The sequence below is a fragment of the Agromyces sp. Root81 genome (genome assembly GCF_001429165.1).
Lineage (GTDB): Bacteria > Actinomycetota > Actinomycetes > Actinomycetales > Microbacteriaceae > Agromyces.
Map to the genome: position 1 here is coordinate 1,423,768 of NZ_LMIR01000002.1, position 21,218 is coordinate 1,444,985.

18 protein-coding genes are annotated in these 21,218 nt (G+C 66.0%); 10 read left to right on the plus strand and 8 right to left on the minus strand.

Annotated elements, in window-relative coordinates; translation table 11 throughout:
* Positions 1 to 11 precede the first annotated feature (11 nt).
* The 4 genes from trxB to ASE14_RS11825 all read left to right on the plus strand — a co-directional run bounded on the left by trxB (position 12) and on the right by ASE14_RS11825 (position 3,816).
* Positions 12 to 995, plus strand: coding sequence for a thioredoxin-disulfide reductase (trxB, locus tag ASE14_RS11810; RefSeq protein WP_056654748.1), 984 nt, complete (start codon positions 12 to 14; stop codon positions 993 to 995).
* Between the two features lie 73 nt (positions 996 to 1,068).
* Complete coding sequence (gene trxA / locus ASE14_RS11815) at positions 1,069 to 1,392, plus strand: thioredoxin (RefSeq protein ID WP_056007113.1); 324 nt, start codon at positions 1,069 to 1,071, stop codon at positions 1,390 to 1,392.
* Between the two features lie 124 nt (positions 1,393 to 1,516).
* Complete coding sequence (locus tag ASE14_RS11820) at positions 1,517 to 2,839, plus strand: PLP-dependent aminotransferase family protein (protein ID WP_056654749.1); 1,323 nt, start codon at positions 1,517 to 1,519, stop codon at positions 2,837 to 2,839.
* A 17-nt stretch (positions 2,840 to 2,856) separates the two neighbouring features.
* Positions 2,857 to 3,816 (plus strand): ATP-grasp domain-containing protein, encoded by a 960-nt coding sequence (locus ASE14_RS11825; RefSeq protein WP_056656291.1) that lies wholly within the window; start codon positions 2,857 to 2,859, stop codon positions 3,814 to 3,816.
* 149 nt (positions 3,817 to 3,965) lie between these two features.
* On the opposite strand, the gene ASE14_RS11830 is transcribed toward ASE14_RS11825, so the two are convergent.
* Both ASE14_RS11830 and ASE14_RS11835 read right to left on the minus strand, forming a co-directional pair.
* Complete coding sequence (locus ASE14_RS11830; protein WP_056654750.1) at positions 3,966 to 4,949, minus strand: ParB/RepB/Spo0J family partition protein; 984 nt, start codon at positions 4,947 to 4,949, stop codon at positions 3,966 to 3,968.
* The gene (locus ASE14_RS11835; RefSeq protein WP_304439339.1) at positions 4,949 to 5,821 is read right to left on the minus strand and encodes a ParA family protein; all 873 of its coding nucleotides are present in this window, start codon (positions 5,819 to 5,821) and stop codon (positions 4,949 to 4,951) included. Before ASE14_RS11835 ends, ASE14_RS11830 begins: the two co-directional genes overlap by 1 nt.
* Before the next feature lie 1,733 nt (positions 5,822 to 7,554).
* Here ASE14_RS11835 and ASE14_RS20590 point away from each other — a divergent pair.
* Positions 7,555 to 7,968, plus strand: a complete 414-nt coding sequence (locus tag ASE14_RS20590) for a hypothetical protein (RefSeq protein ID WP_157372951.1) — start codon at positions 7,555 to 7,557, stop codon at positions 7,966 to 7,968.
* 2,591 nt (positions 7,969 to 10,559) lie between these two features.
* Here the strand turns inward: ASE14_RS20590 and rsmG are convergent.
* Genes rsmG through rpmH form a run of 6 tightly spaced genes read right to left on the minus strand, consistent with a single transcriptional unit; the run spans position 10,560 to position 13,673 of the window.
* Entirely contained in the window at positions 10,560 to 11,189 is a 630-nt protein-coding gene (gene rsmG / locus ASE14_RS11845) for a 16S rRNA (guanine(527)-N(7))-methyltransferase RsmG (protein ID WP_056654751.1), read from the minus strand.
* A 16-nt stretch (positions 11,190 to 11,205) separates the two neighbouring features.
* Entirely contained in the window at positions 11,206 to 11,703 is a 498-nt protein-coding gene (locus ASE14_RS11850) for a R3H domain-containing nucleic acid-binding protein (RefSeq protein ID WP_056654752.1), read from the minus strand.
* Positions 11,704 to 11,707: 4 nt separating this feature from the next.
* Complete coding sequence (gene yidC / locus ASE14_RS11855; protein ID WP_056654753.1) at positions 11,708 to 12,652, minus strand: membrane protein insertase YidC; 945 nt, start codon at positions 12,650 to 12,652, stop codon at positions 11,708 to 11,710.
* A gap of 8 nt (positions 12,653 to 12,660) precedes the next feature.
* Positions 12,661 to 13,155: a membrane protein insertion efficiency factor YidD gene (gene yidD, locus ASE14_RS21435; protein WP_200953360.1), complete on the minus strand. Its 495-nt coding sequence runs from the start codon at positions 13,153 to 13,155 to the stop codon at positions 12,661 to 12,663.
* 1 nt (position 13,156) lies between these two features.
* On the minus strand, positions 13,157 to 13,528 hold the full coding sequence (rnpA, locus tag ASE14_RS11865) for a ribonuclease P protein component (RefSeq protein WP_056654754.1): 372 nt from the start codon (positions 13,526 to 13,528) through the stop codon (positions 13,157 to 13,159).
* Between the two features lie 7 nt (positions 13,529 to 13,535).
* Positions 13,536 to 13,673 (minus strand): 50S ribosomal protein L34, encoded by a 138-nt coding sequence (rpmH, locus tag ASE14_RS11870; protein ID WP_022889115.1) that lies wholly within the window; start codon positions 13,671 to 13,673, stop codon positions 13,536 to 13,538.
* 427 nt (positions 13,674 to 14,100) lie between these two features.
* Between rpmH and dnaA the strand changes: the two genes are divergently transcribed.
* The 5 genes from dnaA (at position 14,101) to gyrB (ending at position 21,146) form a co-directional block, all read left to right on the plus strand.
* Positions 14,101 to 15,522, plus strand: coding sequence for a chromosomal replication initiator protein DnaA (gene dnaA, locus ASE14_RS11875; protein ID WP_056654755.1), 1,422 nt, complete (start codon positions 14,101 to 14,103; stop codon positions 15,520 to 15,522).
* Positions 15,523 to 16,050: 528 nt separating this feature from the next.
* Positions 16,051 to 17,199, plus strand: a complete 1,149-nt coding sequence (dnaN, locus tag ASE14_RS11880) for a DNA polymerase III subunit beta (RefSeq protein WP_056654756.1) — start codon at positions 16,051 to 16,053, stop codon at positions 17,197 to 17,199.
* A gap of 109 nt (positions 17,200 to 17,308) precedes the next feature.
* Complete coding sequence (gene recF / locus ASE14_RS11885) at positions 17,309 to 18,529, plus strand: DNA replication/repair protein RecF (RefSeq protein ID WP_056654757.1); 1,221 nt, start codon at positions 17,309 to 17,311, stop codon at positions 18,527 to 18,529.
* The gene (locus tag ASE14_RS11890) at positions 18,522 to 19,004 is read left to right on the plus strand and encodes a DUF721 domain-containing protein (protein ID WP_056654758.1); all 483 of its coding nucleotides are present in this window, start codon (positions 18,522 to 18,524) and stop codon (positions 19,002 to 19,004) included. The genes recF and ASE14_RS11890 overlap by 8 nt, the downstream gene beginning before the upstream one ends.
* 123 nt (positions 19,005 to 19,127) lie before the next feature.
* Entirely contained in the window at positions 19,128 to 21,146 is a 2,019-nt protein-coding gene (gene gyrB / locus ASE14_RS11895) for a DNA topoisomerase (ATP-hydrolyzing) subunit B (RefSeq protein WP_056654759.1), read from the plus strand.
* Positions 21,147 to 21,218 lie beyond the last annotated feature (72 nt).

A 21,218-nucleotide genomic window follows, 5' to 3' on the forward strand; every position in this document is an offset into this window, starting at 1 on the left:
CGGGAGCGGGTTTGCGCGACATCATCATCATCGGTTCGGGACCGGCCGGATTCACGGCCGCGATCTACGCCGCCCGCGCGCAGCTGAAACCTCTGCTCATCGCGAGTTCGGTCGAGATCGGCGGCGAGCTGATGAACACGACCGAGGTCGAGAACTTCCCCGGCTTCCCCGAGGGCATCATGGGCCCCGACCTGATGACCAAGCTCCAGGAGCAGGCCGAGCGCTTCGGCACCGAGGTCGTCTACGACGACGTCGTCGAGCTCGAGCTCGACGGCCCGGTCAAGCGGGTCAAGCTGGGCAACGGCGAGGTGCACGAGGCAGCCGCGATCATCTACGCGACCGGTTCGGCCTACCGCAAGCTCGGCCTTCCCGAAGAAGAGGTCCTCTCCGGCCACGGCCTGTCGTGGTGCGCCACGTGCGACGGGTTCTTCTTCCGTCAGAAGACCATCGCCGTCGTCGGCGGCGGCGACTCGGCCATGGAGGAGGCGACCTTCCTCACCCGCTTCGCCGACAAGGTCTACGTCATCCACCGTCGCGACACCCTCAAGGCCTCGAAGATCATGCAGCAGCGTGCCTTCGACAACGAGAAGATCGAATTCATCTGGAACGCCGAGGTGGCCCGCCTCCTCGGCGAGACCGCGGTGACCGGCGTGACCCTGCGCGACACCGTGACAGGTGACGAGCGCGACCTCGCCCTCGACGGCCTCTTCGTCGCGATCGGCAACGACCCGCGCACGCACCTCGTGCACGGCAAGCTCGATCTCACGAGCGAGGGCACCATCGCCGTCGACGGTCGCACGTCGAAGACCAACATCCCCGGCGTGTTCGCCGCGGGTGACGTCATCGACCCCCACTACCGCCAGGCGGTCACCGCCGCGGGGTCGGGCACGGTCGCGGCACTGGACGCCGAGCACTACCTGGCTGCGCTCCCGAAAGCGCCTGAGACCGAGGGTGAGACGTCGGTCGCCGAGGCCGAGTTCGTCGCGGTGAACTGACGCACGCGGCATCCGTGCTCTGATCCGCCCTGCTCTTCCCTGATCTTCTGACTTCCACCAAAAGGAGAACGCAATGACTGCACGTGCAGTGACCGAGGCCACCTTCGAGCAGGAGGTCCTCAACAACGAGAAGGCCGTGCTCGTGGACTTCTGGGCCGAGTGGTGCGGGCCGTGCCGCGCCGTCAGCCCGATCCTCGACCAGATCGCGACGGAGCACGCCGACAAGCTCGACATCGTCAAGCTCAACGTCGACGAGAACCCGGGTCTTGCGATGAAGTACCAGATCACCGCGATTCCCGCGTTCAAGGTCTTCGAGAAGGGCGAGGTCGTCAAGACCGTCATCGGCGCCAAGCCGAAGCCCGCGCTCGAGGCCGACCTCGCCGCCTACATCTCGTAGTCGGCGGTCGCTTCTCAGACCCGTCCGGCGAAAGCCGGGCGGGTCTTTTGCGTCTCCGGACCCCGAGCGACTCACTGCAACCCAGCAACTAGCATTGAAACCCTGAACAGAACGGAAGCAGCGCGTGGCATCTGACGGCGTCCCCCAGCGGACCGGCAACAATCTCGACCCCTGGTACGCGAATTACGCCGAGCGAGCCGCCGGGCTGGCCGCCTCCGAAGTCCGAGCCCTCTTCGCCGTCGCCTCACGACCCGAGGTCGTCTCGCTCGCCGGCGGCATGCCGTACGTGTCCGCCCTGCCACACGACCTCATCACCTCCGCGATGGAGAAGGTCATGCGCGAGCACGGCGCGACAGCGCTGCAATACGGCTCTGGTCAGGGGATTCCTGCGCTGCGCGAACAGATCCTCGACGTCATGGCGCTCGAGGGCATCAACGGCAGCGTCGACAACGTCGTGACCGCGACGGGCTCGCAGCAGGCGCTCGACCTCGTCGCGAAGCTCTTCATCGATCCCGGAGACGTGATCCTCGCCGAGTCGCCCAGCTATGTCGGGGCACTCGGTATCTTCCGCTCGTACCAGGCGAACGTCGCGCACGTGGCAACCGACGAGCACGGACTGATCCCCGAGGCACTGCGCCAGACGATCGCGGCGCTCCGCGGCCAGGGCCGTCGCATCAAGTTCCTCTACACGATTCCGAACTTCCACAACCCCGCCGGCGTCACGCTCTCGGCCGAGCGCCGACCCGAGATCCTCGAGATCTGCCGCTCGAACGAGATCCTCGTGCTCGAGGACAACCCCTACGGCCTGCTGCACTTCGACGAGCCTGCACCGAACGCCCTTCGCTCGCTCGACCCCGAGGGCGTCATCTACCTCGGGTCGTTCTCGAAGACGCTCGCTCCAGGCTTCCGCGTCGGATGGGCGCTCGCGCCGCACGCGATCCGCGAGAAGCTCATCCTGGCGACCGAGTCGGCGATCCTCTCGCCGAGCTCGTTCAGCCAGATGGTGGTCTCGGAGTATCTGGCCACCGCCGACTGGCGGGCTCAGATCGACACCTTCCGCGGCGTCTACCGTGAGCGCAAAGACGCGATGATCGAGGCGCTGGGGGAGTACCTTCCGCAGCTCAACTGGACCAACCCCAACGGCGGGTTCTACGTCTGGGTGACGATGCCCGACGTGCTCGACTCCAAGCAGATGCTGCCGCGAGCGGTGAAAGAACTCGTGGCGTATACGCCCGGCACGGCATTCTTCGCAGATGGGCGGGGCCGACATGCCATGCGCCTGTCGTTCTGCTATCCCACACCCGAGGCGATCCGGCTCGGGATCCGCCGTCTCGCGACGGTGGTCAACGGCGAGCTCGACCTGCTCGACACCTTCGCGGGCACCGGTCCGCTGCAGCTGCCACCGAGTGCGGGGTACGATTCCGCACCGCCATCCGACCTGAAATAGTGGAGAAACACCTGATCATGAGCGATTCTTCCGGTCTCTATGTCGTCGTGCTCGCCGGCGGAATCTCGCACGAGCGAGATGTCTCCCTCCGTTCAGGGCGCCGGGTGGCCGACGCACTCATCGCCGCGGGTCATCGCGTGGTGCTCCGCGATCCCGACGCCGGACTGCTGCCGTTCCTGGCGAACGAACGACCCGACGTCGTATTCCCCGCGCTGCATGGATCGAGCGGTGAGGATGGATCCCTTCTCGACCTGCTCGCCGCCATCGAGGTCCCGACGGTCGGCTCGTCAGGAGCAGCCGCACGCCGAGCGTGGTCGAAGCCGGTCGCAAGCTCCCTGCTCAGCGGCGTCGGCGTCGCGGTTCCGGAATCCATCGTGCTCTCGCACGAGTCGTTCCGGGAGCTCGGCGCATCGAGCGTCTTGAAGGTGGTGCGCTCGACGCTCGAGGGAGACCTCGTGGTGAAGCCCGCATCCGGTGGTTCAGCTCAGGGTGTCACGATCGTCGAAGACACGAACGACCTGCCCCGCGCGATGGTCGAAGCCTTCACCTACGCCGACGTCGCGGTCGTCGAACGACGTATCTTCGGAACGGAGATCGCGGTCACCGTCGTCGACACCGGAGATGGCCCGCGCGCGCTGACGGCGGTCGAGATAGAACCGACCACCGGTGTCTACAGTTTCCAGGCGAGGTACAACGCGGGGGAGACGACGTTCTATGCGCCGTCCCGTCTTGACGAGGCGACCGCGGCAGCCGTGTCGACTGCCGCCGTCCTCGCGCATCGCACCCTCGGTCTTCGGGATCTCTCTCGGGTCGACTTCATCGTGGATGGCGAAGGCACCCCCTGGTTCCTCGAGGCGAACGTCATCCCCGGACTCACTGAGACATCTCTCGTACCGCTCGCGATCGAAGCGTCGGGCACGACCGCAGCCGCGCTCTATGGATCCCTCGTCGAAGTGGCGCGCGCCCGTTCGAACTGAGGAGTCTCGAAACAGAAGAGGGTCGGCCCGTTCGGGCCGACCCTCTTCTCCATTCACCGGCGGAACGGAACACTCAAATCGCTCCGCCCAGCGCGGCCGAAACCGTCTGATTTCAGTTCGTCAGGAACGATTCTGAGCTCGTTCCGCGGTTAGACGCCGTCGAGATTCTCGCCCAGATCGGTGAGGATCCGACGAAGGTCTTGAACCGTCGCGAAATCAACAGTGATCTGGCCTTTTCTTGCACCGAGCGCGATCTTGACCCGCGTGTTCAGGCGGTCGCCCAACCGAGTGGCCAGGTCCTCGAGAAAGTCCTGTCGCTTGCCTGCCGAAGGCTTCGGACGCGAGGAGGCCTTCGGCTCCTTGGTCGCCACCGCCTCGGCGGCACGAACCGAGAGCTCCTCGTTGACGATCTTGTCGGCGAAGCGCTGCATCTCAGCAGCATCGTCACCGATCGACAGGATGGCCCGGGCGTGCCCGGCGCTCAACACGCCCGCCGCGACACGGAGCTGCACCGGCTCAGGGAGGCGCAGGAGTCGAAGCGTGTTCGAGATCTGCGGGCGCGACCGACCGATGCGAGAGGCCAGTTCCTCCTGCGTGATGCCGAAATCGGCGAGCAGCTGCTGGTAGGCCGAGGCCTCTTCCAACGGGTTCAGCTGCGAGCGGTGCAGGTTCTCGAGCAGCGCGTCACGGAGCATGTCCTCGTTCGCCGTGTCCTTGACGACCGCTGGGATCGTGTCGAGACCGGCTGCCTTGGTGGCACGGAGGCGGCGCTCGCCCATGACCAGCTCGTACTTGCCGGGCAGGTCGGGGTGACGTCGCACGACGATCGGCTGCAGCACACCGAACTCGCGAACGCTGTGTACGAGTTCGGCGAGGTCATCGGGGTCGAAGACACTGCGCGGCTGGGCCGCATTCGGAAGGATGTCGTTCGGGTCGAGGCGCGCGAGGTGAGCGCCAGGCACCGTGATGAGGCCTTCCGCCGCAGCTGCCTGCTCGACCACCGCGACCGCGGTCGTCTGCTGCGCATCCGCGTCAGGGAAGAACACGTCGACCGGTCGGGCTCGCGTGCTGTCTTCTCCACTCGGGATCAGCGCGCCGATTCCGCGTCCGAGTCCGGTTCGTTTCGTTGCCATCAGTTCGACTCCTCGGGTTTCGCAGCCCCACGACGAGCGATCTCGGCGGCCGCCTCTCTATACGACAGCGATCCGCTCGAACCGAAGTCGTAGCTGATCACGCTCTGTCCGTAACTCGGTGCTTCGGAGACTCGAACTGAACGCGGAATGATCGTCGCGAGAGTCTGAGCGGGGAAGTGGTCGCGAACCTCTTGCGCGACCTGCTGTGCGAGATTTGTGCGCGAGTCGTACATCGTCAGGAGGATCGTCGAGAGACGGAGCTCGGGGTTGAGGTGCTTCTCGATCAGCTCGATGTTGCTGAGGAGCTGCGAGAGACCCTCGAGCGCGTAGTACTCGCATTGGATCGGGATCAGCACCTCGCGGGCGGCGACGAACGCGTTGATCGTCAGCAGCCCGAGCGACGGCGGGCAGTCGATGAAGACGTAGTCGTACGGACGCTCCATCGAGGCGAGGTGGGAGTCGAGTGCCCTGCGAAGACGCTGCTCCCGAGCCACGAGGGAGACGAGTTCGATCTCCGCGCCGGCGAGGTGGATGGTCGCGGGCACGCAGTCGAGCAACTCGTGCTCCGTGGAGGGCTGGACGACCTCGGCCAATGAGGCATCGGCGACGAGTACCTCGTAGACGCTCTTGCGTTCCGACCGGTGATCGACGCCGAGCGCTGTCGACGCATTCCCCTGCGGATCCAGGTCGATCACGAGCACGCGGGCCCCCGCGCGTGCGAGGCCCGCGGCGAGGTTCACGGCGGTCGTCGTCTTACCGACGCCGCCCTTCTGGTTGGAGATCGTGAGCACGCGTGTCGAGGGCGGCAGTGGAAGGACTGCTTCATCGAGTGCGATGCGCCGACGGGTCTCGTCGGCGAGTTCGTAAGCCAGGGGAGTTCCTCCGTGATCAGACGATGTTTCACGTGAAACATCAGGGGCTTCGGTTGGTACTTGGGGTGCCGGCGGCACCGACGATGTCGGCGGGGTCGTCGGAACGTAGATCGGCCCCGGCGCCCTGCGCTCAGGTGCGGCAGTCGGCGCCGAAAGATCCGTCTCAACCTCGGTGAAATCCGCCTGTTCGGGCGTGCGGTCGGTGTTCATTTCGTTCGGTTGAACCGCAGGGGTTGCCGGCGGAGGAACGGGTGGAGCCTGGATCGACGCGGATGGGTCGGTGGTCTCGACCTCGACCGCGCTGACGGTCGGTGCAGGAAGGGTTCGTTCAGGGGTGATCCGTGTGGGGTGCAGAGCTGAAGCGGTGTCAGCGGTGGCGTCGCCGACGATCTCGCGAATCAGATCCTCGAGCAGTCGATCCGGCGCGGCTGGATGGTGCTCGGTGACTGCGGCGCTCGTGTGTGCGTCAGCATCGAGTGCAGCCGCTGTCGCCGCATCCCAGTCGATTCCACGAGCGGGTGCGAGCTCGTGCGAGGGGCGAGTGCCGTCGGAGGTCGACCCGGGATGGCCGGGCTCGGCCTCACCGGAGTCGGGGATGACAGGTGTCTCGACGAGCGGTTCCTGTGCCGCCGGCGCCTCACCCTGTGAATTGAGGTCGTGCGGCAGTGAGTCCGTAGCGGAGTGAACTGGGCCAGTGGCAGCCACCGTCGCGCGGGATTCCGGACTCCACTGGACGAAGTCGGCGCTCTGCGCGACCGCGGCATCTCCGGGCTGCGGGTCGGTCGACACCGGCGCGGGAAGCAAGGGGGGCGTTGCCTTCGAGTGCGTCGTGCCGCCGGTCAACTCGTCAGAGGTTGGCTGAGGGCGCTTGCGGTGAAACCATCCACGTCCCCCGCCCTGTGCCATGCCGACTGCTCCAAATCGTTGGTGTTCGATCAATTCGACGTACCCGTACGACTGCTTCGATCCGAGTGTCAAGCCTAACCGGCGGGACCGTCTCTCAAGTTGACGACGAGCGAACTTGATGAGATCCGGACCGATTGTCCGCTGTGGAGAAGGTCTCGGAGTGGGGATTCACTCGGTGGGCGTGCTCGTGCCGGGTCATTGCACCGACGGCTGCCCGATCCAGTGGGGACGCGGGCATGTGTCCGGAGAGCCTCACTGGCGTTGGCCGGGCTTTCGCAAGGCCGGGCGTGGTGGCGGCCAATTGCTACCCTCCTGGTGTCACTGACCGCAGCCACACTCCGCGAAGGTGTCACTCGTTGAGCGCGCGGGCTCTCTCGTGCCGACGAGATGCCCGCGGGCCAGAGGTGGATTATGACCTGCTCGTGCGCACTGACGGACTCTGGATCGACCTCCACTGGCAATGTTTCACGTGAAACGGAAGGAGCGAGCCGGTCGTGGAGCGGCAGGGGCAAGGTGGGGACGACTGCGACTCGGTTCGCGCGTCAGCCTCGGTTCCGATCGAGGAGGCCCTGCGGACGCGCTCACCCACCCTGAAGCGGCGCGCCACCTGAAGTGGCGCGAACACCTCCCTGCCGCTTGAACGGAACGGGGTGATCATCCAGGGCTGAGCCGTTTCACGTGAAACGTCGGTTCTGCGAACCGTGATGATCCCGGGGGTGAGCCGTTTCACGTGAAACGGTCCCTCGCGCGGTCCAGCTTCGTCGGAGGGCGGCAGCAAAAGGCTCGAGGGTGGTCTGGAGGCGGAACCAATCGAGGTGCGCGCTGGGGTGGAAGAGGTGGGGGAGCGAGGGGGAGTGGGCACAGCAGGAGGAGCAGAGAAGGACAAGGACAAGGACAAGGACAAGGACAAGGAGAAGGAGAAGGAGAAGGAGAAGGAGAAGGAGAAGGAGAAGGAGAAGGAGAAGGAGAAGGAGAAGGAGAAGGAGAAGGAGAAGGAGAAGGAGAGAAGGAGAAGGAGAAGGAGAAGGAGAAGGAGAAGGACAAGGACAACGGCAACGGCAACGACAACGACAACGACAACGACAACGACGTACACGAGGAGACGGACGAGGAGACGGACGAGGAGACGGACGAGGAGACGGACGAGGAGACGGACGAGGAGCCAGAGAAGGGGATGGAGAAGGAGACAACGGAAGGAGTGGGGCGACTGGAGGAAGGAGACGGTCGACCGAGACGGGTGAACGAGATGGAGACACAGAAGGAGGGCGACAGAGAAGAAGGGGATGAGCAGAGGCAACGAGGGAGGGGTCGAGAGCGGAGGCAGATGGGCGGGGTGATACGAACGCAGGGACTCGGGCCGGACAACGCCATGTGCTCAGCGCTCGGATTCCTCACGCATGTTCGCGGATGCCGAGCAGCAACCGGCGCGAGGCACGTCACGATGCCTGAGCCGGCGTTGGCACCGAGCCGCTCTGACCGCGCGCGAACACTGACGGCTCGATGCGGAACACGGGGGGGGCGATCCTGCAACGCCTCCAGCAGTGCGCCGACAGGGACGTGCGGCCAGCCGACGCGAGTCTGGTGCGCACCGAGAGCGAGATCGACACGCTCGGGCCACTCCCGGTGGCGTGAACCCTCACGCTCTCCGCTCCTCGTGCGCCGCAGCCAAGGGACGGGAGCATGATCGTGAATCGGGGCGCGTTCGCGCGAGGCGCCGCTCAGGCAGACAGCGAGCCGTCTCCACCGTGATTCCCACTCCACGCCGCCCAGGCCACGAGTCTCACTTCGACGAAGCCTGCGATGCATCGCCTGAACCCTCAGCCGCGTCCACTGCGAGACACGAACCACGACTGCCGATCGGCGACCCGATCCGACCACGGCCAGGCTCCCAGCTCAGTGATTCTCACGCGCAAACGCCTCACCATCCACCGACCCCGGCGTGCACGGCACCACCCAGCCCGACAACACACGGTGCTCAACGCTCACGAACGACGCAGGACGAAGGATGAATGACCCAGGAGCCAGGACGCAGGACAAGGACGCTTGAGAGTGCGCCTGCTGCCGCACAAGGAGCACAGTCCCCAGCTCGCCGGATCTCGAGCGGCGATGCACTGATTCCGGCTGAACGCAGTCAGCCGCGACTCCGGGGTGGCTCCGACGCCGGCCCTCCCCTGGGGCACCGACCACCCGATCGGCTGACAACACGACGCCAGCCCGGCCGCTGACAACAGGACGCCAGCCCGGCGGCTGGCTCGGTGAGCCAAGCGCCTGCGACTCTCGACCAGATCCCCAGCGAGCGGTCGACCCGGCCCGGATCAGTCCCGATTGCACTGCGCTCTCCGTGTTCCGATCACGGAATCTGATCATCCTGCCCGACCGACTCGATCCAACGGTCGGCTCAGAGCTCCCCTCCCGGCACGGCCGCAGACCTCTGCGAGGAGAGCCCGAGTGGTCGACTCATCGGCCCGCACCCGCTCCGCGATCCAGGGATTCAGGACGCTGATGCGCCGAACTGAAACCGTGCGGCGTTTGAGGCAGCAATGCAAGCGCGGGCACCCCTTGTGAAGGCATGGCACGAGCCCTCAGGGCGACCCGAGATCGTGCGGCTCCTGCCGGCTGCCCCGCAACAGCCACATCGTGCGAGCGCCAGATTGCGAATGGGCTGCAACCGCAGCCGGCAGAGCGCAGCGAAAGGCTCCGAGCCGATGTTTCACGTGAAACGCCCGACCCCCCATCAACGGGCGCCGAGTGCAATCCTCCTCACAAGCGCAAAGCCGAGTGGCTGCAGAAGCCTGGTCCGCACGGACAGCGTGACTGCTCGGCATCCGACTGAGCGGTGCGGGAACCGTGGGGGATCGGGCAGGTGGAGCGCGCCGATCCAGCACCTCCGCAGCCGGGTACTGAGGGCCGGCCAGCGACCGGGCTTCATTGCAGGGGAACGACACGCCGCCTTCGGGTGGGGGAGGGGCACGCCGCTCGGCCGAGAGCCCGAGCTCGCGTTGCCGATGAGGAGAGTGCCGCTGAAGTACTCGCGTTGCGCTGCGACTCCACGCAGAGCCGAACACGCGTCGAGATGGGCACCATCGTCGATCCGCGGCGAAGCACGGTTGAAAGAGCGCACTCAGTTCAAACGGTGGTGATGGCACGACGAAGCAGCGACCGCGGCATGCTCTCAGCGCGCCATGACTTCACCGAGTTCGAGCGCGACAGGCGGTGACGGCGTGCAGTGGGTGAGCGCGCATTCGAAGCACGGGGGAGACGATGAGAGCGGAGTGCACCCCGCGACGCACCTGCCATGGCGGAGGACAGCCGGATGGCATTGACCGCCGACCGACAAGTCCAAGGCGCCTCCCTCTCCCGGCGTCTCAGTGGAACCTCACGATGCGAACTTGAGAACCACCGGCCCGCGGTTCAGCGAATCCACCGCGACGAGCATCGGCAGGGCAGCCCGTCACATCCGCCATCCGGCAGACACTCGCCAGGTCTCCGCGTCCCCGACGGCACGCGGAACCCCCGCACATCCGCGTGAGGAGCGTGCCGCCCGCACCGGTTGCGCTCGCGAGTCGCAACAGGGAAACACGGAGCAACAGCAGAATGACCGACAGGCAGGAACCACACCGATGGCGGAACTGCTCGGTGCAGATCCAGATTCAACACGGGAGCGTCACTGGCCGACGGCTCTCGCCGGTCGGGAGACCGAGCAGCACCAGTGACCTGCGCACAGTGCCGAGCCCCGAGCACGAAGCATGCTGACCTGCGGCCCGACGCTCGCGCTTCCGACGTCACCTCGGTCGTGAGCAGCCACACCGCGCTCGCGCGCGAAGCGCGGGAATCAGCCGGCTGTGGCGCGGAACACCCTGGTCACTTCGGAGACGACGCCTTCGCCGAGCACCAGGACCTCGACGTCGTGCAGGTGGTACTTGCGAATGACCTTCTCCGCCGCGCCGATCTCACCGTCGACGCCCGCGCCCTTCATGAGCACGAGTTCGCCGCCCGGTCGCAGCAGGGGAGCGGTCACGGGAATGAGCGTGCGCAGAGCACTCACGGCGCGAGCCGTCACCTGGTCGAGGGAATCGAAGAGCTTCGACTCCTCGGCGCGGGCACGAACGACGGTCACGTTCGTCAGACCGATTTCATCGGCCTGACGCTCGAGCCAGGCGACACGTCGCTCCATCGGCTCGATCAGGGTGAACGACACATCCGGCCGCATGATCGCCAGCACGATGCCGGGCAAACCTGCGCCGGAACCGACGTCGCCAACCCGACCGGGCCGCAGCAGAGGTGCGACGAGCGCACTGTTCAGGATGTGCCGGGTCCACAGCCGCGGGAGCTCGAGCGGACCGATGAGTCCGAGTTCTTCACCATGCCGCGCAAGAGCGGTCGTGAAAGCCCGGCCCGCTTCGATGTGTTCACCGAAGAGCTCGACGGCCGCGGCCGGCTCCGGTTCGAGTCCGTCGATCATCGTTCCACGTGAAACGTCAGCCAACGCGCGTGATGACCGTGTGACGGTCCGAGCCTTCGCCGCGCGACTCCGAGTGCAGACCGCGCTCCGCCACCAGGTCGTGCACGAGCTTGCGCTCGTACGACGACATGGGAGGAAGCGAAGCCTCAGCGGCTCCGCCATCGATACGCTCGGCGGCGCGCTCCACGAGACCCGCGAGCTCGTCGCGGCGTGCGTCACGCGAGCCGCCGATGTCGAGGATCAGGCGCGAGAACGCACCGGTCTTGGTCTGCACTGCGAGACGAGTCAGCTCCTGGAAGGCGCTCACCGTCTCGGGCTTCGCGAGCAGGTTGAGGTTGGCACCTTCACCGGCGTTCACCGAGACATAGGCTCGACCGTTTCGAGCATCGATGTCGATGTCGCCATCGAGATCCATGATGTCGAGGAGTTCCTCGATGTAGTCCGCTGCGATGTCGCCCTCTTCCTCGAGTTGCGAGCTGGAGCGGTCGGCGGTGTCGTTCTGTACGTCGGTCATGGGTCTACTTCCCCTGCTTCTTGGCGCGAGCCTTGCTCACGGGCTGCTGGCGCTGCGTCTTCTTGGCTTCCTGCGACTCGATCTCGGTCTTCTCCTCGACGACGAGCTTGCCCTTGCGGGCGAGTCGCTCCTCGCGGGCCTTCGCAGCCTCGCTGCCGGGCGTCGGCATGTTGCGGATGACCACGAACTGCTGACCCATGGTCCAGAAGTTCGAGACGAGCCAGTAGAACATGACGCCGATCGGGAAGGCGACGCCCGAGAACGCGAACACGAGGGGGAGCAGGTAGAGGAGGATGCGCTGCTGACGGAACATCGGGCTCGCCTTGGTCTCAGGCGACATGTTCTTCGAGACGATCTGGAGCTGCGTGATGAACTGCGACGCGGTCATCAGCACGATCATCGTCGCGGCGATGACCATGACCTGCCACGGGTACTCGCCGTTCATCGCGCCGATGAACGTGCCCTTCAGGGGAGCGCCGAGGATCTCGGAGTTCGCGAACGAGTTGGCGAGGTCCTGCGTGAAGACGCCGACACCGGCCTTGTCGTGCTGGGCGTCATTGAGCACCGAGAAGAGACCGAAGAAGATCGGCATCTGCAGCAGCAGCGGCAGGCACGAGGAGAGCGGGTTGGTGCCCGTCTTCTTGTAGAGGTCCATGGTCTCGCGCGACATCGCTTCGCGCGAGAACTGGTCCTTCTTGCCCTTGTACTTGTCCTGGATCTTCTTCAGCTGCGGCGCGACCTCGAGCATGCGCCGCTGGCTCTTGATCTGCTTGACGAAGATCGGGATGAGCGCGGCCCGCACGACGATGACCAGGCCGACGATCGACAGCACCCAGGTCACACCCGCATTGGGGTCGAGACCGAAGAACGTCCACATCGAGTGGAACGCGACGAGGATCAGCTCGATGACCCATTTGATGGGCCAGAGGATCAGGCTGATGAAATCCATTGGGTGAGTCAGTCCTTTCGGAACATGGTCGGGGAGGAAAGTGCGAGCTCCGCATCGGCACCGACGGCGTCGACCGCCGCGGGCTGAAGCGAGTCGGCTGCGGGCGCGTCTGCGTCGACGGATGCCGCGTGGCCGGCGGAGCCGGAAGAGTGAGGGTGTTCGTGCCCGACCGCGCCGAGCGCAACGGATGTCTCGGTGCGAGCCCACCCGGCGGGGAGAACCCACCCGAACCGGGTGATGCGATACCGGGAGTGACGCGCCGCCTTGACGTCGTCGATGCCACCGGCCGACCAGGGGTTGCACCGGAGGATGCGCCAGGCGGTGAGTGCCGAGCCGACGAGGAGGCCGCGTTGCTGCACCGAACCGAGGCCGTAGGCCGAGCAGGACGGGTAATAGCGGCAGACGTCGCCGTACAACGGCGAAATCGCGGCTCGATAGCCGCGAATGAGAAGGACCCCGGCGTTGCGGGGGATGAGCGCGGCGAACAGGGCGGCGTTCTTCACGCTAGTCGCCCTTCTCCTGCGCTGCAGCGGCCGACGCTCGTGCGCGTCGGCGTTGGAGTGCGCCGAGTACCTCGGCGCGGATCTCGGTCCAGTCGGCGTCCGACGCCGACGGCAGTGCACGCACAACGACGTCGACATCGGCGATGCCGTCGCCGAGTGCCTCGTGGCAGACGGCCTTCAACCGGCGGCGCACGAGATTGCGGCGAACGGCGCCGCCGACCTTCTTCGAGACGATGAAGCCGAAGCGTGCGTCGGTGCCCGACTCCCGTGAGCGCATGTAGCTCACGGTGTGGGCACCGGCGACCTTCGCACCGCGGCGCACGATGACTCGATAGTCGTCGGCGCTCGTGATGCGATTGGCTTTGGCGAGCACCGAAGAACTACGCGGAGAGCTCGGTGCGACCCTTTGCGCGCCGTGCCGACAGGATGGCACGGCCGGCGCGGGTGCGCATGCGAAGGCGGAAGCCGTGCTTCTTGGCGCGACGACGGTTGTTCGGCTGGAAAGTACGCTTGCTCATTCTTCTTCTCCGGCGTTCGGATCTCCTCGCCGAAATTCGCTGGTTGCGTGATGGCGGGAAAACTGGGTGCCCTTGACGGGCTGGGGTCAACTGATTAAAACTACGGCCTCGAGGCCTCAGGGTCAAACCGAACAGAGTCCGACCAGGCGCAGTTCAAAAGGGACAGTATCGCGCGAACCTCAGGATCGCCTGTGGAACGACACGCCCGCACTGTCGAATCCCTCAATCGGCATTTGTCGGGAGCCTGTTCCTCGGATAGCGTTTGACACCAGTTATCCCCAGCCTGCTGCGCGGATTCTCGGGCTTCTTCCGAAATCTCCCCACAGGGCGTGGAGAACGTAGTGAACACTCGCCCCGCGCCGCTTGCTCCGTCGATCGGGGGATCGATGAGCGGCCAGACGACGGCACCGAATGATTGTGGGGAACGATGACAGAACAGCCCATCACGGATACGTGGGCGACGATCCTCGATCGGCTGTCAGACGATGACGCGATCACCCCGATGCTCCAGGGCTTCCTGAACCTGGTCGAACCCAAGGGCATCGCAGCGGGCACCTTCTATCTGGAGGTGCCGAACGACTTCACCGCGAGCATGCTGAACCAGCGCATGCGGGTCTCATTGCTGTCAGCGATGAGCGTCGTCGAGGCACCGTCCCCCGTGACCTCGTTCTACGTCGTGGTGAATCCCGAGCTCGAGGAGGCGAGAGCGCCCGAGCCGCAGTCGCCCTTCGTCGACGAGCTCGTGGATCCGGTCGAGATGCCGGCCGCCCCGCAGTCGGTCTTCGAGAACACCAGCCCCGTCGCATCGCGCGACACGAGGCTGAACCCGAAGTACGCATTCGAGAGCTTCGTCATCGGCCAGTCGAACCGCTTCGCACACGCTGCGGCGGTCGCCGTGGCGGAAGCGCCGGCGAAGGCCTACAACCCGCTCTTCATCTACGGAGACTCCGGCCTCGGCAAGACGCACCTCCTGCACGCCATCGGCCACTACGCGATGAGCCTGTATCCGGGCATCCGCGTGCGGTACGTGAGTTCCGAGGAGTTCACGAACGACTTCATCAACTCGATCGCCAACAACCGCGGCTCCCTCTTCCAGCAGCGGTACCGCAACATCGACATCCTCCTGATCGACGACATCCAGTTCCTGCAGGGCAAGGCGGAGACGCAGGAGGCGTTCTTCCACACCTTCAACACCCTGCACGATCACAACAAGCAGGTCGTGATCACGAGCGACGTGCCGCCGAAGCACCTCACCGGCTTCGAGGACCGCATGCGGAGCCGCTTCGAGTGGGGCCTCATCACCGACGTGCAGGCGCCCGACCTCGAGACGCGCATCGCGATCCTCCGCAAGAAGGCGCAGTCCGAGCGGCTCCAGGTGCCCGACGACATCCTCGAGTACATGGCATCGAAGGTGTCGAGCAACATCCGCGAGCTCGAGGGCACGTTGATCCGCGTCACGGCGTTCGCGAGCCTCAATCGCACACCGGTCGACATGCCGCTCGTGCAAACGGTGCTGAAAGACCTCATCACGGATGACTCGGACAACGTCGTGTCGCCGGTGGACATCATCACGGCGACCGCCGACTACTTCAAGCTGACCGTCGACGACCTCTACGGTTCGAGCCGCTCGCAGGCTGTGGCGACCGCGCGCCAGATCGCGATGTACCTGTGCCGCGAGCTCACGAGCCTGTCGCTGCCGAAGATCGGCCAGTTGTTCGGCAACCGCGACCACACCACGGTCATGTACGCGAACAAGAAGATCTCGGAGCTCATGAAGGAACGACGCTCCATCTACAACCAGGTCACCGAGCTCACGGCCCGCATCAAGCAGGTCAGCCGCTACCGCTGAGCACGGCGGTAGCCGGCAGAACGCCGACGAACGACACGATCGCGACGATCGACCCGCCAGACGGGGCGGTGTTCGTCGACTTCGACGCGCCCGGAATCGGGCCGGATTCGGGGTCTGCAGGGCCTGTGCAGGCCTCTCGAACCCGAATCCCACAGTTGTGGAGAACCTGTGGATTGTTAACGAGCAACCGCCCAGTGCCTGTTGAGACAGCGTGCTCGCCTGTGCAGAACAGTGTCATGCGTTCGGCATCGGCTCGAGGCATCCGCTCACGAACCCACACACTGTGCACAGATCGGATAGCCCGAATTCACCGCCGTTCCGCGGGTCTCCGAACACCATCCACAGTTTCCACAGCGGTTAACACTGTTAAGAGTTAAGGGTTTAAGTGGGGATTCCCACAACCTTGAGAATCGACGCGCCTCGGCGGATGGTTCGAGCAGTGCTGTGTCGTGATCGATTCGCCCCACGTCTGGGCGATCTCTGCGGATAGCATGGGAGCCACCCAGCGACATCCACGACGGGAGTACCGTGAAGTTCCAGGTCAACCGCGACGTCTTCAGTGAGGCCGTTTCATTCGCCGTCAAACTGCTGCCTCAGCGCACCACGCTGCCGATCCTCTCGGGCGTGCTGATCCAGGCGAACGCCGACGGCCTCGTGCTCTCCTCGTTCGACTACGAGGTCTCATCGCAGACGGAGATCCAGGCCGACGTCGAAGAGCCGGGCACCGTCCTCGTCTCGGGCCGACTCCTCGCGGAGATCGCCGGCCGCCTGCCGAACGCGCCCGTGCGCGTTTCGACCGAAGAGAGCCGCATCTCCGTCAGCTGCGGTTCGGCGAGCTTCACCCTGTTGTCGATGCCGGTCGAGGAGTACCCCTCCATTCCCGAGATCGGCGAGCAGTCCGGTGTCGTCCCGGCCGAGGAGTTCGCTGCCGCGGTCGCACAGGTGGCGGTCGCCGCTTCGCGCGATGACGTCACCCCCGTGATCACCGGCGTGCAGCTCGAGGTTCGCGAGAACAACCTCAGCCTCGTCGCCACCGACCGGTACCGGGTCGCCGTGCGCGAGCTCGACTGGGACGGCGGCACGGTCGCGAGCGAGGAATCGGTCACCGCACTGGTGCCGGCCCGCACCCTGCAGGAGGTCGGCAAGACCTTCGGACACTCCGGCACCATCTCGGTCTCGATCACGAGCCGCGACGATCGCGAGCTCATCGCTTTCAGCGCCGAGAAGAAGACGGTCACGTCTCTGCTCATCAAGGGCAACTTCCCGCCCGTGCGCCGACTCTTCCCCGAGACGGTCGACAACTACGCGGTGGTCAACACGGCCGAGCTCATCGAGGCGACCCGTCGTGTTGCGCTCGTGCTCGAGCGCGAGGCGGCCCTGCGCTACAGCTTCACCGCCGACGGCCTCACCCTCGAAGCGATCGGCAGCGAGCAGGCCCAGGCCTCCGAATCGATCGACGCGATCCTCACGGGCGACGACACGGTGGTCTCACTGAAGCCGCAGTTCCTGCTCGACGGACTCGGCGCCGTGCACTCGGAGTTCGTGCGCGTCTCGTTCACGAAGACCGAGAACCCGAACAAGCCGGGTCCGGTGCTCATCACGAGCCAGTCGTCGCGCGAGCAGGCCGGCGCCGACAGCTACCGCTACCTGCTGCAGCCGAACCTGCTGCTGCGCTAGTCCGTCGCTGCGGGCCGAGCCCGTCGTCGGCGGTGCGGGGTAGCGTGGTCAATTGCGAATCCGTCGGCTCCGGGGCATCCGGATGCCCCGTCGTCGAAGGGATCCCAGCGTGCACGTCGCCCGGCTCTCGTTGACCGACTACCGCAACTACGCGCGGGCCGAACTCGAGCTCGGCCCGGGCGCGACCGTGCTCGTCGGCCGAAACGGACAGGGCAAGACCAACCTCGTCGAGGCGATCGGCTACCTCGCCACGCTGGGTTCGCACCGCGTCTCGGGCGACCAGGCGCTGATCAGGGCCGGAGCCGACGCCGCGATCGTGCGGGCACTGCTCTCGCACGGCGATCGCGAACTGCTCGTCGAGCTGCAACTCAACCGGCAGGGCGCCAACCGGGCCCAGCTGAACCGCTCGCCGGTGAAGACCCGCGAGCTGCCGCGCTATGCGCACAGCGTGCTCTTCGCACCCGAAGACCTCGCGATCGTGCGCGGCGAGCCGTCGGTGCGCCGGCGCCTGCTCGACGAGCTGCTCGTGCAGCGGACCCCTCGGCTCGCCGGGGTCATGGCCGACTACGAGCGCGTGCTGAAGCAGCGCAACTCGCTCCTCAAGAGCGCGAGGGCCCGCGGACTCGCGGTCGACAAGCTGACCACGCTCGACATCTGGGACGAACGCCTCGTCGTGCTCGGCTCGGAACTCATCGATCAGCGGCTGGCACTCATCGAGGAGTTGCGCGAGCCGTTGGCCGCGGCCTACCGGGCGATCGTCGACGCCGATCACGGGCCGGGCATGACTCCGTCGCTCTCGATCGACGGCGCGGATCCCGACGCCGAGCCCGAGGCATCCGTCGGTGCGCTCGAGTCGACCATCGGCACGCGCGAGCGGTTCTCCGAAGCGTTGCGGGTGCTGCGCCCGAAGGAGCTCGAACGCGGCGTCACCCTCGTCGGCCCGCACCGCGATGATGTCGTGCTGCTGCTCAACGGACTGCCGGCCAAGGGCTACGCCAGTCACGGCGAATCCTGGTCGTTCGCTCTCGCCCTCCGGCTCGCATCGGCCGAGCTGCTGCGCCGCGACTCGATGACCGGCGACCCGGTGCTCGTGCTCGACGACGTCTTCGCCGAGCTCGACCGCTTGCGGCGGGAGCGCCTGGCGCAGGCGATCTCGGGGTTCGAGCAGGTGCTCGTGACCGCGGCGGTGCTCGAAGACGTGCCGGCTCCGCTCGTCGCACGCATCGTGCACATCGAGGCCGGGCACATCGTCGAGTCGGAGTCCTCGCCGGAGTCCCCGGCCGAACATGCCACTGCAGTGACGACCGAGGGCGAGGCAGCCGATGTCTGAGGCCTCCCGCGTCTACCAGCACTTCCGCGAGATCTTCGGCGGCGAACCGCGCACGCGCACGGGTCGTCCCGGCCGTGTCCGCACTCGCGAGGCCACCGGCAGCGAGCCGTTCTCCCCGGGCCGCGACCCGAAGCCCCTCGCCGACACGATCGACTCGCTGAGCACGCAGCTCGGTTGGAGCGGCCCGCTCTCGCAGCACGACGTGCTCGCATCGTGGGCCGACATCGCCGGTGAGGAGACGGCCCGTCACTCCGAGCCCATCGCCATCGAGGGCGGCGTGCTGCAGGTGCGCTGCGAGTCGACGGCCTGGGCGACGCAGCTGCGGATGATGCGCACTCAACTCGTCACCGAGATCACGACGAGATTCCCGGGAGCGGGCGTCGACACGATCCGCTTTCAGGGGCCGGATGCCCCCACCTGGAAAAAGGGTCCCAGATCGGTTCCAGGGCGCGGTCCGCGCGATACCTACGGGTAGGCAGGCAAATTCGGTCACTTCCGACCTGATATCGCCCCAGATCGGCGCTTCGAGGCCCCCGTCGACCCTCGATTTGATAGGATCGAGAGTCGCCAGAATGACGGTCAGGAGCCCGATTCACACATGACAGCGGAACCGACGAAGGCCCAGCAGACACCGGCTTACGGTGCCGATGAGATCCAAGTACTCGAGGGCCTCGAAGCGGTTCGCAAGCGGCCGGGTATGTACATCGGCTCGACGGGCCCCCGAGGCCTGCACCATCTCGTCTCCGAGATCGTCGACAACTCGGTCGATGAAGCGCTTGCGGGCCATGCCACGACGATCGACGTGACGATCCTTCCCGATGGCGGTGTGCGTGTCATCGACGACGGCCGCGGCATCCCGGTCGGCATCCACAAGACCGAAGGCCGTTCGACGGTCGAGGTCGTGCTGACCGTGCTGCACGCCGGCGGCAAGTTCGGTGGCGGCGGCTACGCCGTCTCCGGCGGGTTGCACGGTGTCGGGTCATCCGTCGTCAATGCGCTCTCGACCCGGCTCGACGTCGAGGTCAAGCGCGAGGGACACGTCTGGCGTCAGTCGTTCACGGTCGGCGTGCCCGACGCGCCGCTCTCGCAGGACGAGGCGAGCGACGAGACCGGCACGACCATCACGTTCTGGCCGAGCCCCGACATCTTCGAGACCGTCGAGTTCGACTACGAGACGCTCCGCAGCCGGTTCCAGCAGATGGCCTTCCTCAACAAGGGCCTGCGCATCACCCTCACCGATGAGCGCAGCGGCCACGTCGAGATCGACCCCGATGACACGGCGGCCAGCGAAGCGGATGCCGCGGCTCCCGGTCCTCGCACCGACACGTTCCTCTACGAGCGCGGTCTCGTCGACTACGTCGAGTACCTCAACCGCTCGAAGAAGTCCGACCTCGTCAACGAGGAGATCATCTCCTTCGAGTCCGAGGACACCGATCGAAAGATCGCGCTCGAGGTCGCGATGCAGTGGACGACGTCGTACACCGAATCGGTGCACACCTACGCGAACACGATCAACACCCACGAGGGCGGCACCCACGAAGAGGGCTTCCGTGCTGCGCTCACGACCCTCGTGAACAAGTACGCGCGCGAGAAGGGCATCATCAAGGAGAAGGACGACAACCTCTCCGGTGACGACGTGCGCGAGGGCCTGACCGCGGTCATCTCGGTGAAGCTCTCCGAGCCGCAGTTCGAGGGCCAGACGAAGACGAAGCTCGGCAACACCGAGGCGAAGTCGTTCGTGCAGAAGGTCACGGCCGACCAGCTCGGCGACTGGTTCGAGCGCAACCCCACGGTGGCACGTGACATCATCCGCAAGGCGATCCAGGCCGCCACCGCCCGCATCGCGGCGCGCAAGGCGCGTGAGGCGACCCGACGCAAGGGCCTCCTCGAGTCGGGCGGCATGCCCGGCAAGCTCAAGGACTGCTCGTCGAAGGACCCGTCGGTCTCCGAGATCTTCATCGTCGAGGGCGACTCGGCCGGCGGCTCCGCCGTGCAGGGTCGCAACCCCGAGACGCAGGCGATCCTGCCGCTGCGCGGCAAGATCCTCAACGTCGAGAAGGCTCGCCTCGACCGCGCCCTCGCCAACAACGAGGTGCAGGCCATGATCACGGCGTTCGGCGCCGGCATCGGCGAGGACTTCAACACGGAGAAGGCCAGGTACCACAAGATCGTGCTCATGGCCGACGCCGATGTCGACGGCCAGCACATCACGACCCTGCTGCTCACGCTGCTGTTCCGGTACATGCGCCCGCTCATCGAGCTCGGCTACGTGTACCTCGCGCAGCCGCCGCTGTATCGCCTCAAGTGGACGAACGCCGAGCACGAGTACGTCTACTCCGACAAGGAGCGCGACGCCCTGCTCACGGCCGGTGTCGCGGCGGGCAAGCGCATCCCGAAGGACAACGGCGTGCAGCGCTACAAGGGTCTCGGCGAGATGAACCACCAGGAGCTGTGGGAGACCACGATGAACCCCGAGACCCGCACGCTGCTGCAGGTCACCATGGACGACGCGGCCGCCGCCGACGAGATCTTCTCCACCCTGATGGGCGAAGACGTCGAGAGCCGCCGCAACTTCATCCAGAAGAACGCGAAGGACGTGCGTTTCCTTGACATCTGATGTGATCAACCCCGGCGGCGACGAGGCTCGAGCCGACGGAGAGGGCCCCGGCATCCACGGCAGGATCGACCA